Origin of the sequence: Amycolatopsis aidingensis (assembly GCF_018885265.1) — a bacterium.
In the GTDB taxonomy this organism is placed as follows: domain Bacteria; phylum Actinomycetota; class Actinomycetes; order Mycobacteriales; family Pseudonocardiaceae; genus Amycolatopsis; species Amycolatopsis aidingensis.
The window spans coordinates 7,058,417-7,070,470 of the sequence record NZ_CP076538.1; the positions used below are offsets into that span (position 1 = coordinate 7,058,417).

At 70.0% G+C, this 12,054-nt stretch carries 13 protein-coding genes; 4 read left to right on the plus strand and 9 right to left on the minus strand.

The window, feature by feature from the left end; genetic code table 11:
- Positions 1-103: 103 nt before the first annotated feature.
- Both KOI47_RS32450 and lanKC read right to left on the minus strand, forming a co-directional pair.
- Positions 104-247: a SapB/AmfS family lanthipeptide gene (locus KOI47_RS32450; protein WP_216210873.1), complete on the minus strand. Its 144-nt coding sequence runs from the start codon at positions 245-247 to the stop codon at positions 104-106.
- A 21-nt stretch (positions 248-268) separates the two neighbouring features.
- Positions 269-2,914 (minus strand): class III lanthionine synthetase LanKC, encoded by a 2,646-nt coding sequence (gene lanKC / locus KOI47_RS32455; protein ID WP_216210875.1) that lies wholly within the window; start codon positions 2,912-2,914, stop codon positions 269-271.
- A 509-nt stretch (positions 2,915-3,423) separates the two neighbouring features.
- Here lanKC and KOI47_RS32460 point away from each other — a divergent pair.
- Positions 3,424-3,789: a hypothetical protein gene (locus KOI47_RS32460; protein WP_216210877.1), complete on the plus strand. Its 366-nt coding sequence runs from the start codon at positions 3,424-3,426 to the stop codon at positions 3,787-3,789.
- Positions 3,782-4,204 carry a hypothetical protein gene (locus KOI47_RS32465; protein ID WP_216210879.1) on the plus strand — a complete coding sequence of 141 codons (423 nt, stop codon included), beginning with the start codon at positions 3,782-3,784 and terminating at the stop codon, positions 4,202-4,204. Before KOI47_RS32460 ends, KOI47_RS32465 begins: the two co-directional genes overlap by 8 nt.
- Here KOI47_RS32465 and KOI47_RS32470 read toward each other — a convergent pair.
- The 5 genes from KOI47_RS32470 to KOI47_RS32490 form a co-directional block, all read right to left on the minus strand.
- Positions 4,194-4,541, minus strand: coding sequence for a hypothetical protein (locus tag KOI47_RS32470; RefSeq protein WP_216210881.1), 348 nt, complete (start codon positions 4,539-4,541; stop codon positions 4,194-4,196). The genes KOI47_RS32465 and KOI47_RS32470 overlap by 11 nt on opposite strands.
- A gap of 32 nt (positions 4,542-4,573) precedes the next feature.
- Positions 4,574-5,494 carry a M56 family metallopeptidase gene (locus KOI47_RS32475; protein ID WP_216210883.1) on the minus strand — a complete coding sequence of 307 codons (921 nt, stop codon included), beginning with the start codon at positions 5,492-5,494 and terminating at the stop codon, positions 4,574-4,576.
- Positions 5,491-5,865, minus strand: a complete 375-nt coding sequence (locus tag KOI47_RS32480; protein WP_216210885.1) for a BlaI/MecI/CopY family transcriptional regulator — start codon at positions 5,863-5,865, stop codon at positions 5,491-5,493. The genes KOI47_RS32475 and KOI47_RS32480 overlap by 4 nt, the downstream gene beginning before the upstream one ends.
- 163 nt (positions 5,866-6,028) lie before the next feature.
- Positions 6,029-6,505 carry an NUDIX domain-containing protein gene (locus KOI47_RS32485; protein WP_269756680.1) on the minus strand — a complete coding sequence of 159 codons (477 nt, stop codon included), beginning with the start codon at positions 6,503-6,505 and terminating at the stop codon, positions 6,029-6,031.
- Positions 6,506-6,521: 16 nt separating this feature from the next.
- Complete coding sequence (locus KOI47_RS32490) at positions 6,522-8,138, minus strand: PucR family transcriptional regulator (protein WP_216210889.1); 1,617 nt, start codon at positions 8,136-8,138, stop codon at positions 6,522-6,524.
- 120 nt (positions 8,139-8,258) lie between these two features.
- Between KOI47_RS32490 and pruA the strand changes: the two genes are divergently transcribed.
- Together pruA and KOI47_RS32500 are read left to right on the plus strand one after the other, a co-directional pair.
- A complete protein-coding gene (gene pruA / locus KOI47_RS32495; protein WP_216210890.1) occupies positions 8,259-9,884 on the plus strand; it encodes an L-glutamate gamma-semialdehyde dehydrogenase in 1,626 nt (541 codons plus the stop codon).
- A gap of 13 nt (positions 9,885-9,897) precedes the next feature.
- Entirely contained in the window at positions 9,898-10,824 is a 927-nt protein-coding gene (locus KOI47_RS32500; protein ID WP_216210892.1) for a proline dehydrogenase family protein, read from the plus strand.
- A gap of 67 nt (positions 10,825-10,891) precedes the next feature.
- Here the strand turns inward: KOI47_RS32500 and KOI47_RS32505 are convergent, their stop codons facing one another.
- Complete coding sequence (locus tag KOI47_RS32505; RefSeq protein ID WP_216210895.1) at positions 10,892-11,149, minus strand: Prokaryotic metallothionein; 258 nt, start codon at positions 11,147-11,149, stop codon at positions 10,892-10,894.
- Between the two features lie 73 nt (positions 11,150-11,222).
- On the minus strand, positions 11,223-12,011 hold the full coding sequence (locus KOI47_RS32510) for a crotonase/enoyl-CoA hydratase family protein (protein ID WP_216210896.1): 789 nt from the start codon (positions 12,009-12,011) through the stop codon (positions 11,223-11,225).
- Between the last annotated feature and the right edge of the window lie 43 nt (positions 12,012-12,054).

Below are 12,054 nucleotides of genomic sequence, written 5' to 3' on the forward strand. Positions count from 1 at the left end.
CCTTGGGGAAGAATGAGTGACGCGGGAGCGGCACACTTGGCCTGTGCCGCTCCCGCGCCCTCGCGTTACCGTCCGAATCGGCGCTTCAGCGCCGGAGCGAACCTCAGTGGCAGGTCAGCAGGCTGACGGTGCTGTTCGCGCAGGAGGCGATCAGGCTCAGGTTGCTGCCGCCACCGCCGTGGCTCGGGCCGCCGTACTCCGGCGCGTCGGCGGACTCGAGGTTCTGCAGGTCGAGAACGTGCTCCATCAGTATTTCCTTTCGGGTTACTTACTTTCCTCCGGCCGGGGATTGACCGGGGGTCCGGGGAGGACGGCCAGGGGTGCCCAGGAAGGGCAGCACCGGCCCATGACCGTCCACAGTGGAGGCGAGCGCGAGCAGCAGCCCCGCGCCGCCGGTCTTCAGGTCCATGGAGAGCCGCAGCAGCTGGTTGCCGGGGACCGCGATCCCGTCCTCGCCGAACGGGATGCCGTGCCAGGCCAGCCGGGAAAGGTGCCGGTTGACCGACTCGGCCAGCACCGGATCGGGCGCGCGCCGGTCGGCCTCGGCCAGGGTGACCATCAGGCCCGCACGGCCGAACAGCAGGCTGGGGTGGACGACGAACTCGCCGCGGCAGGCCTTGAGCAGTTCCGGGATCCGCGCGGCGCTCTCCGCTCCCGGCCGGTACTCGGCCAGCTCACCGGCCACGATCGCGACCCCCGCGCTGCCGATGGCCAGGTAGGGCAGGGTGCGCGCGCCGCCGTCGCGTACCTGCAGCGAACCGTCGTCGGCCAGGACGCCTTCGGCGAGGTCCCGTTGTAGTGCCTGTTCGGCGAGGTCCAGCCAGGACTCCTCGCCGGTGTCGTCGTACAGCCGCAGGAACAGCAGGGCCGGGCCGGACCAGCCGTGCAGCAGCCCTGCCCTGGCGAAACCGCCGGGCGCCTCGGCTCCGGCCACCGCCTCGGCCAGCCGGTCACCGATCCGCATCGCGTGCGCCCGGAAGTCCGCGTCCTGCCGGGTGGCGGCGAAGTGCCGCAGGTTGAGCGCGATCCCGGCGAGGCCACCGTCCAGGCTGTGGTCCTGGGTCTGCTCCACCAGGTTGGCGGCACCGTCCAGCACCGCGGTGGCCTCCTCGGAGTGCCCGAGGTTCTCCAGCACGTAGGCGATGCCGTGCGCGCCGTCGTAGAAGCCCGGCCGGGCGGGCCGCTCCCGGCGCACCGCCTCGATCAGCCAGCGTTCGTGCTCGGGGTAGCGGCCGGCACCGGTGACCTCCAGCGCATGCAGCACCCCGGCCGCGCCGTAGCCGAAGCAGGTGCCGCCGACGCGGAACTGCTCGATGTCACCGGGGAACAGCCGGTCGGCACGCTCCGGGGTGGCGCTGGCAAGGATGGCCTCGGCCAGCGACTTGCGCACCATGCCCCAGTCCGGTTCCGGCTGGTCCAGTTCGGTACTGGCCGGGGCGAGGCGTGCCCCCTGCTCGTCCCGCGGGGCGAGCACGTTCAGCACGGACTCGCCGAAGCCCGCCGGCACCGGGAAGCGCCGTTCGACGAACTCGACCAGCGGGAACAGCTTCGCGGGCGAGAGCTCGAGCAGCGCGTTGACCGGAAGGAACAGCCACAGGCGCAGCGCGGCGAGCGCGTACTCGTCGATCTGGAATCCGGTGCGGTCCCGTGGCGCCCGGAAGCCGGGGGCGCCGAGCGCGGGCCTGCCGCCGGTGTCCACCGGAGCGGCCAGCTCGAAGTCGATCAGTGAGATCCGCGGCGACCCGGCGGTGTGCTTGGTGTCCCCGGCCTCTTGGCCTTCTTGGCCTGCCTCGTCGTCCACCATGATGTTCAGCGCGTGCAGATCGCCGAAGACGACCCCGCGCTCGTGCACCTCGGAGATCAGCCTGGTCACCGAGTCGAGCAGGCCGAGGGCACGCCGGGTGTAGTCGGCCACCTCCCGCTCGTCGATGTCCCCACGGGTCAGCGGGTAGTTGCGGGACAGCCAGGAACCAAGGGGGCGCCCGCGCACGTACTCCATGGCGAGGAAATGGTGCTCCCACACGGTGAACAGGTCGTACACCTCGGGAATGCCCTCGATGCCCGCCAGCCGGGTGAGGATGTCGTACTCGCGCTGCAGGCGGGTCACCGCGTCGGCCTGGTCGCGGTCCAGGCCGGCGTGCGGTCGGCCCTCCTTGAGCACGAGCTCCTTGCCGTCCGCCAACCGCTCGGCCTGGTACACGCCACCGCCGTTGGAGAAGTGCAGGGATCTCGTCACCCGGTAGGGGAAGTCGGCGGGGTCGCCGCCCTTGCGCGCCGCGACATGCGGCTCGAGGCACTCCGGAAGGTCGACCCAGTCCGGGACCACAAAACTGGGACCACGTTTGTCGGGTACCAGGGTGCCGTCCGATTTGCGGATCGCCAGGACCCGGGTACCATCCGCTTCCACCCACCGTTCGACGAACCCGCCGTAGCGCACGAAGAGCGGCCCTTTACCATAACGAAGATCACTCAGAATATAGGGGCCTTCCTCGCCGTCGAGTTTCCCCGAAAGATCGGCGAGCACCCGCTCGAACTGACCGTCGTCGGCCGGGTAGATGGTTATTAACTTCCCACTCGCCGAACGCGGAGCGTATTTGGAATTACGAGCGAGCAGGATCGACCGGGTGCGCAGGTACTTGAAGGAGATCTTATGTGCGAGACAGTACTCGTGAACCGTCGTCAACACCCGTTCGGCGTTGTCGAGACAAGCGGAAACATGGATCTTCCAACCCTGCTCGGGCAGAGGCCCCGAGGTGGGACGCAGCATGCGCCACACCCCCATGTCCTCCCGTAGCCAGCCGGAATCCGGTTGCTCAAGTTCGTGCCCCAGCACATCCTCCGCCGTGGCGGACTCCCGCTGCTCGTCGAAGAACAGCGGATCCGCGAAGCAAAAAGCCTCATAACGGAGATCCATCACACAACCTTTCCGTCCCGCGACGGTATCTTTCGGCCACGCTCAACCCCTCCGGGCAAGGAAGATCCGCATTGCGTATCCCGCAACCGATTACCGCAACGTCCGGACCATCCGCACAACGCCTATCCCACAACAATGGGAAGGCCTGAGCCAATCCGCCATCTCAGCGGTTCGGCTGGGCTGTTCAGGGTACGAAAAATCTCCTACACCCCGGCCGGGACAAAACAGTGAGTGGGCACGTCACTCACCGATATCACCCGGATGAGTCGTAACACTCATCTGCACTCCACCAATGCAGGTGACAGCTGTGTGAATGCCTGCCCCTTTTTCACACTAAAGAGGAGCAGAACCGCCGGGCACTACTAACGAGTATGCGATAAAGGCCGACTTTGTCGTGCACCTGGCTGAGTGTCGACCACCCGGACGCAGCATCCTCCGCCGTACCATCGGCTGGCCCAAGGGGACAGGTATACACTACCGCTTGTAGTAGTTTTGCTGGACGGAGGATCGTGGTCACCTGGCTCGCGACGGCGGTCGCGCTGTGTTCACTGGCCGTCGCCTGCTGGAGCTTCGTCTCGGCGGCAAGGGGCCGCTCGCCGAAGGACCCGCTGCTGGTCGCGATCGCGGTGCTGGAGGTCCTGCTGCTGGCGCAGGTTGTGGTGGCCGTCGTGCTGCTGATCTCCGGGGATCGCCCTGGCAGCATGGCCACGTTCATCGCCTACCTCATCGGCTCGCTCGCCGTGCTGCCGGTGGCGACGCTGTGGGCGCTGGCCGAGCGGAGCAGGTCGAGCACGGTGGTGCTCGGGGTGGCCTGCGTGACCGTGCCGGTGTTGATCCTGCGAATGCACGAGGTATGGGGAGGTGCTGGTGCCTGAGGACCGTGCCGAGCGCGCCGCGCCCCGGACCGCGAGTGGGCCGGGGCGGGTGCTGGTTGCGGTGTACGCGATCTTCGCGGTCGCGGCGACCTCCCGGGCGGCGGTGCAGATCGCGACCCGCTTCGAGGAGGCACCGCTGGCCTACCTGCTGTCCGCGTTCGCGGCCGTGGTGTACCTGCTGGCCACCCTCGCGCTCGCCCGTTCCGGCCGGGCGTGGTGGCGGATCGCGCTGGCCGCCTGCAGCGTGGAACTGGCCGGGGTGCTCACCGTGGGCACGTTGACCGTGTTCGACGCCGCGGCCTTCCCGGATGCCACGGTGTGGTCCAACTACGGACGGGGCTACCTGTTCATCCCACTGGTACTGCCCGCGATCGGCCTGTACTGGCTGCGCCGGACCGGGCGGGCTACCAGATAACGGCGATCGCGACGTTCGCGATGGTCAGCAGGGTGATCGCGGTCAGCAGGTTCCGGCTCGCGGCCTGCTTGCGCACGGCGGTGTAGCCCAGCACCAGCACGATCAGGGCGATCAGCAGCTTCACGCCGATCTTGATGTGGTTGACCTCGGCGCCGACCAGGTCGGCCGAGGCGATCCCGACCATCGCCACCCCGGTGACCAGCTGGGTGGCCGCGCTGTGCGCGATGATCGTGAACGCCTTGGGGGTCTGGGCATAGGCGTAGGTCATCAATCCGCTCAGGATCCCGGCCATACCGAGCAGATGCAGAACCACGAGCAGGTCGTAGACGATTTCCATGCCGGAAATGTACTACATAACGTAGTATGTCTTCAGGCGGGCACCACGAACAGGCTGGCCGAGGTGCCGAGCGCGACCAGGGCGACCAGTACCGCCAGCAGCCGGATCGGTGCCGCCGAGTGCCCCGCCCACGCGGCATGCACCGGTTGCCGTAGCCGCCGGATCCGGGTCTCGACATTGTCGTCGATAGCGGCAAGCGCACCGGCCGGTGTGCCGCCGGAACCATTGCGGTGGAACCGCTCCAGCGCGCTGGCGAGTGGTTCCGCGCCGTGCTGGCTGGCCGCGCGGTCGTCGGCGCACATCTCCACCAGCAGCGCGATGGCGGCGCAGACCCTGCCGAGCAGGCGGCCATGTGGCCACAACCGGTGCAGCGCGTGGAAGGGTGCGAGCACCAGGTCGTGCCGCTCGCGGGCGTGTGCCCGCTCGTGGGCGAGCACCGCGTCCAGCTCGACGCCGGTGAGCAGGTGCCGGGCGCCCGCGCTGACCACGATGCGCGGCGTGCGGCCGGGCAGGCAGTAGGCGACGGCGATCGGGTGGTCCACCACCAGCGCGTCGGCCGCGGAGTGCGCGACCAGGTTCAGGATCGCGCGGTGCCGGGCCCGCAGGCGGTTGGTACGCAGCAGGCAGACGATCTGGTTGCCGATCAGCCAGCAGGCCAGGGCCAGCCCGGCGGCCGCGATGCCGAGATGCGCCGGATCAACCGTGCGCCAGAGCTCGCCGGCGGCCAGGTCGGCCGCCAGCGCGCCGAGCGCGGGCACCAGCCCGAGTTCGTAGGGTGCGAGCCCGATGCCGAGCAGGGCACCCACGGTCGAGACCACCACGGTGAGCCCGACCACCTGCCAGAGCACCAGCGCGGTACGGGGGTGCGCATGCGTCCAGCGGCCGTGCCACAGCCACAGCACCACGACCGCGGCCACCAGGAGCGCCGCGAGGTGGTGCAGGACGATGGTCACCGGGCGTCCCCCTCGTCCCGTGGCGGGGCGAGCGCCTTGCGCAGCGCGTCGGCCTCGTCGCTGCTGACCGAGTGCGCGAACCGCACCAGTGCCGAGTCCCGGTCCCCGGTGAGCGCGAGCGCCTCCAGCATCAGCTCGGCGACGTACTCCTCCCTGCTGGCCAGCGGCGCGTACAACCAGGCCCGGCCGGCCCGCTCGCGCCGCACGATGTTCTTGGCCGCCAGCCTGCTGAGCACGGTCATCACCGTGGTGTAGGCGAGGTCCCGGTCGGCGAGCCCCTCGTGCACGGCGCGCACGCTCAGCGGTTCGCCATGTGCCCACAGCACATCCATCACCGCGCGCTCCAGCTCGCCGAGCCTGCCCACCAGCACCCCTCTCCTGTCTCTCCTCGCCCCATCATCCCACCCCGGCCCATCGGCGTGTTTGCCCTCCACATCCGCGCGTTTGCCGTTCCCGCGCACGCGTTGGCCCTTCCCGCACGCGAGCCCCTGCTCCGGCAAGCGTGTTGGCCGCCCAGGTAACCGAGTTTGCCGCTCACGTAGGCGAGTTTGCCGTTCCGGTGCCCGGGGTGGCGGCACCCCTAACCGCCACACCGTGCTCGAGGTAGGTGGACACAGACGCTTCGATCGATGACCGGATCCGGCGGCACAACCGGTCGATGGTGAGCCCTTCGAGTTCGTCAACGTCCACGTATCGTGTTTCGTCGATCTCGCCGTCCGCGAAGCTGAAAACGGCATCGGATGGCAACTGCCCGGAGAAGAGAAACAACAGCTTGTCACCATCCTTCACCGATGGCGCCCAGTCCACCGCGAGCAGGTGCCCGATCCGGACGTCCACACCGAGTTCCTCGCGTACCTCCCGAATCGCCGCGTCGCGTGGCGACTCGCCCTGAGTCACGTACCCACCGGGGACGTCCCAGTAGTCCTTGTAGGTCGGCCGCACGAGGAGCACGCGGGACTGGTCGTCGATGCAGATCACGCCAGCGGCGACACGAGGAGTGGAGATTGTCACGACTTCGGGTAACCAATCAGTCGGCCCTGGTCACCAGCAGGAGCTGGAGGTGGCAGGACAGCCGGGCTCGCGGGTCGTCCAGGTCGATCCCGCTCACCTTCCCGGCCCGGCGCACCCGGTGCCGCAGGGTGTTCGGGTGGATGTGCAGCTTGCCCGCGGCCGAGCGCACGTCGCCCATGGCGTCCAGGTAGGCCAGCAGGGAGCCCGCCAGGTCGCTGCCGTGGGCCGCGTCGTGCTCGCGCAGCGCCGCGACCCCGGGGTCACGCAGGTCCGGCTTGCCTGCCAGCAGGGTGAGGGTCTCGCCGAGCAGCACCTCGGCACGCAGCTGCGCGATGGTGGCCACCCGGGCATCCGGCTTGCGGGCCATGGCGTCCAGCACCCGGTCGGCCTCGGCCCGGGAAGCCGCCACCGCGCCCAGCGTGCCCACCGGCGAGCCGATCCCCGCCTGCACCCTGGTGCCGACCCTGCGGCGCAGCACGTCGACGATGTCGGCGGCGAGCGCGGAGACCGCCCGCTCCTGGCGGGCCGTGACCTCCGGCAGCACGGCGTAGACCCGCGACCCGATCGTGCCGACCAGGGCAGCCCTGCGGTAGGAGGTCGCGTGCACCGACACCACGGTGCCCGCCTCCGCCAGGTGCAGCTCGTGCGCGGGCAGGTCCGGTCCGGTGGGCAGAGCGAAGGCGAGCACGGCCGCGGAAGTCGCCGGATCCAGGCCGAGGTGCCCGGCCACCAGGTCGGCGCTGGCTCGCCCGTCCAGCAGTCCGGGCAGCAGGTCCCGGCCGGGTCCGGCGGGATGGGCGTCGCTGCGGTGCCGCAGCAGCTGCATCGCCGCCATCCGGGCGGCCCCCACCAGCGCGCGCTCCGCCCGGTCGGCGAACGGTTCGCGGCCCTCCTGCACCCAGATCGTGCCGAGGTGGTGCGAGCCCGCCCTGATCCCGATCGCCAGCCTGCGCCGGATGCCCAGCTCGGGATTCTCGTCGATCCGCACGACCTCCTCACCAGCCCGCAGCCGCTGGAAGATGCCCCATTCCCTGAGCATCGCCAGGTAGGCCTCGGGACCTTCCCAACCGAGGATGGACAGCCTGCGCAGCTCGTCCACCTCGTCATCGGAGCGGGAGTAGGCAAGCACCCGGTTGCCTGCGTCCTCGATGCTGACGCTGCCGCCGGTCAGCACGGCGACGGTCTGCGCGAGCGAGAACAGGTCGCCCAGCGGCATGTCCGCGCCGAAGCCCGCAGAAAGGGCGGCGCTGTCCAGCACCTCGCGCAGCAGGGTCTCCAGCTGCTCCCACCGCACCCCCGGCCGGACGGCGAGCAGCGCGATCCCGGCCTCGGCCGCGGCGGCACGCAGGTCCTCGGCATGCCCGTCCTGGCCTGCCTTGACCGCGGTGGCCACCGCACCGCCGCGGGCGGCGGCCCGGACGAACCGGATGGCGTCCCGGCCTCGCGCGCCGATCACCAGCACCAGCTCGGCCGGGTAGGCACCCGGTTGGTCGTCCGGATCGAGGATGGAAACCCCGCGCACCCGCAGGTCCAGCCCCGCCCCGGCGACATGCAGGTCGACCAGGGGATCACCGACCGAGACGAGCAACTGGCGCAGGGTGACCCCGCCGGTGGACCGGGCATCCTCGACCATCGCACCCCTTTGTTCGATCGGACAGTGGGTACCCCGAAAAGGTAGCCGATCGGACAACCACTGGCCGGGCCGCGCTGCCTAACGTCAGCGGGAAACGTTCCCGCGCAGGAGGCACCCCGAATGGACGCGATCACCACCACGCCCGCGCCCCGCAACGAACCCGTGCGGGACTACGCCCCCGGCTCCCCGGAACGGGAGAGCCTGGTCGCCAAGGTCAGCGAACTGGCAGGCAAGCAGCACGAGCTCACCGTGACGATCGACGGTGAGCAGCGACTCGGTGGTGGCAGGCAGATCGACGTCGTGCAGCCGCACCGGCATGCGCATGTCCTCGGCAGCATGGGCAACGCCACACAGGCGGACGCCAAGTCCGCGGTGCAGGCCGCGCTGCGGGCGGCCGAGTCCTGGCGGCGGTTGCCCTTCGACGAGCGCGCCGCGGTGCTGCTGCGGGCGGCCGACCTGCTCTGCGGCCCGTGGCGGGACACCCTGAACGCCGCCACCATGCTCGGGCAGTCCAAGACGGTGCAGCAGGCCGAGATCGACTCCGCCTGTGAGCTGGCCGACTTCTGGCGGTTCAACGTGCACTACGCGCGGCAGATCCTGACCGAGCAGCCGGTCAGCTCGCCCGGGGTGTGGAACCGGCTGGACTACCGCCCGCTGGAGGGGTTCGTCTACGCCGTCACCCCGTTCAACTTCACCGCCATCGCCGGCAACCTGCCCACCGCGCCCGCGCTGATGGGCAACACCGTGCTGTGGAAGCCCGCGCCGACCCAGGGCCTCGCCGCGCACCTCACCATGCGGCTGCTGGAGGAGGCAGGCATGCCGCCAGGGGTGATCAACCTGCTCACCGGGGACGGCATCGAGGTCTCCGAGGTGGTGCTGAACGACCCGGCGCTGGCCGGCCTGCACTTCACCGGTTCCTCGCAGACCTTCCAGCACCTGTGGGCCACGGTGGGCACGAACATCGCGAACTACCACACCTACCCGCGGCTGGTCGGCGAGACCGGCGGCAAGGACTTCGTGCTGGCGCACCCCTCCGCCGATATCGACGTGCTGCGCACCGCGCTGGTCCGCGGCGCCTTCGAGTTCCAGGGCCAGAAATGCTCGGCAGCCTCCCGCGCGTTCGTGCCCCGCTCGGTGTGGGACCGGATGCGGGACGACTTTGTGTCCGAAGTGGACTCACTGAGCATGGGAGAGGTTACCGACCTCGGCAACTTCATGGGCGCGGTGATCGACCGGCGCAGCTTCGACCGGCTCGCGGGCGTGCTGAAGATGGCCCACACCGACCCCACCCTGGAGGTCGTGGCCGGGGGAACCGCCGACGACTCGGCAGGCTACTTCGTCCGGCCCACCGTGCTGGTCGGCTCCGACCCCACACACGAGGTGTTCCGCACCGAGTACTTCGGGCCGGTGCTGGCGGTGCACGTATACCCGGACGAGGACTTCGAGCGGATCCTGCGGGAGCTGGACCAGGGCACCTCGTACGGGCTCACCGGTGCGTTCATCGCGCGGGACCGGCAGGCCATCGCGCGGGCGAGCGAGGCGCTGCGGTTCAGCGCGGGCAACTTCTACGTCAACGACAAGCCGACCGGCGCCGTGGTCGGCCAGCAACCCTTCGGCGGAGCCAGGGCCTCGGGCACCAATGACAAGGCCGGATCGGTCTACAACCTGCTGCGCTGGGCCAGCCCGCGCACGATCAAGGAGAACTTCGTCCCGCCGGTCACCTCCGGCTACCCGCACCAACGCTGACAAGGAGTCACCCATGCTCCGTTCCGCACTGATCGCCGCCTCGAAGTCGGCCGGGGTCCGCAGCCTGGCCGAACGCACCCCGCTGGTCCGCCCGATCGTGGACCGGTTCGTGGCGGGCACCGGTGTCGAGGCCGCCATCCACACGGCGGCCGAACTCAGCACCGACCGGTTCGTATCCCTGGACCACCTCGGTGAGGACACCGGGGACCGGGCCCAGGCCGACGCCACCGTGCAGGCCTACCGTGCGCTGCTCGCCCGGCTCGCGGACACCGGTCTCGCATCGCGGGCCGAGGTCTCGGTGAAGCTGTCCGCACTGGGCCAGGCGCTGGCCATCGACGGCGACAAGATCGCGCTGGAGAACGCCCGGCTGATCTGCGCGGCGGCCACGGCGGCAGGCACCACCGTCACGGTCGACATGGAGGACCACACCACCACCGACTCCACCTTGGCCATCGTGCGCGACCTGCGGCTGGACTACCCGGACACCGGCGCGGTACTACAGGCATACCTGCGGCGCACCGAGGCGGACTGCCGGGATCTCGCCGGGCCGGGGTCCAGGGTGCGGTTGTGTAAGGGCGCCTATAACGAACCGGAGTCGGTCGCCTTCCGGGACAAGTCCGAAGTGGACAAGTCCTATGTGCGCTGCCTGCGAGTACTGATGGCGGGCGAGGGTTACCCGATGGTGGCCACCCACGACCCGAGGTTGATCGACATCGGCAAGGAGCTGGCGCGGCGGGCCGGTCGCGGCGGCACGGACTACGAGTTCCAGATGCTGTACGGCATCCGGCAGGCCGAACAGCGGGCGCTCGCCGCCTCCGGGCTGCGGATGCGGGTGTACGTGCCCTACGGCACGGAGTGGTTCCCGTACTTCATGCGCAGGCTCGGCGAGCGGCCCGCGAACCTGGCCTTCTTCGCCCGCTCCTTCCTCACCAGGAGCTGAGCCGGACCGGGGGTCGTGCGTGTGCCATCCGGGCGGGACACGCACGACCCTCGCCCTGCCAACAGGCTCAGGCCGAGGTGGTGGTCACCGCGTCCCGCGCCTCCTTGCCGGTCGGGCCTGCCTGCCGGGCGCAGTGGGCGCAGCAGTAGAACCGGCCGTCCACCTGCACGCCGTGGCCGATCACCCGGCAACTGCAGTGCTCGCAGATGGGCGCGAGCCGGTTGATGGCGCATTCGAAGGAGTCGAACGTGTGCCTGCCGCCATCACGGGTGTGGACCTCGAACGCCAGGTCGTAGTCGTTGCCGCAGACCTCGCAGGTCGCCATGGTGGATCACCCTTCCGTCTCGGATGCGGGTGTAGTGATTCCCGCATGGATGCCACCCGAAACCCGGAGTGGATCAGCGGCCGGTGAACCGGGCCTCCCGCCGTTCGACGAAACTCTGCAGCCCTTCCCTGGCGTCCTCGCTGGCCAGGATGCCGGGCAGCAGCTCACGCAGGTGATCGGCCGCGGCCCGCTCGGACTCGGCGCGCTGCGCGAGGCGGGCGTTGGCCAGGGTGCCCTGCACGCCGAGCGGGGCCTGCGCTGCGATCACCCTGGCCAGCTCGGTGGCGCGTTCGAGCTGCTCGCCTGCCGGGACGACCTCCTGGACCAGCCCGATGCGGTGGGCCTCGGCCGCGCCGAACTCCTCCCCGGTGAGCAGGAAGCGCATGGCGTTGCCCCAGCCGAGCTGCGCGGGAGCACGCAGGGTCGCCCCGCCGAATGGCAGGATGCCCCGGCCGATCTCCAGCTGCCGGAACCGCACGTCCTCGGCCGACACCACGATGTCGCTGGCCAGCGCGAGCTCGATGGACAGGGTGAAGGCGATGCCCTGCACGGCGAGGACCACCGGCTTACCGACCGGCTCGTTCCACAACCCGAACGGGTCATGCCTGCCGTCCCCGGAGAGCGCGCCAGGGCCGTGCTCGGCCACGGCGGGCGAGACGTCGGCGAGATCCAGTCCGGCGCAGAAGTGGTCGCCGTGCCCGAAGAGCACGCCGGCCCGCAGCTCGGGGTCGTCGGCAAGCTGGTCGTAGGCCGCGCTGACCGCGGAGATCGTCGCCAGGTCCCAAGCATTGCGTTTCTCCGGCCGGTTCACCCCGATGAGCAGCACATGACCGTCCCGCTGCACGGTGACTCGCTCAGACATCCATCCTCCTACTGGTCGGTAACTACCCGACACAGTAGGCGGT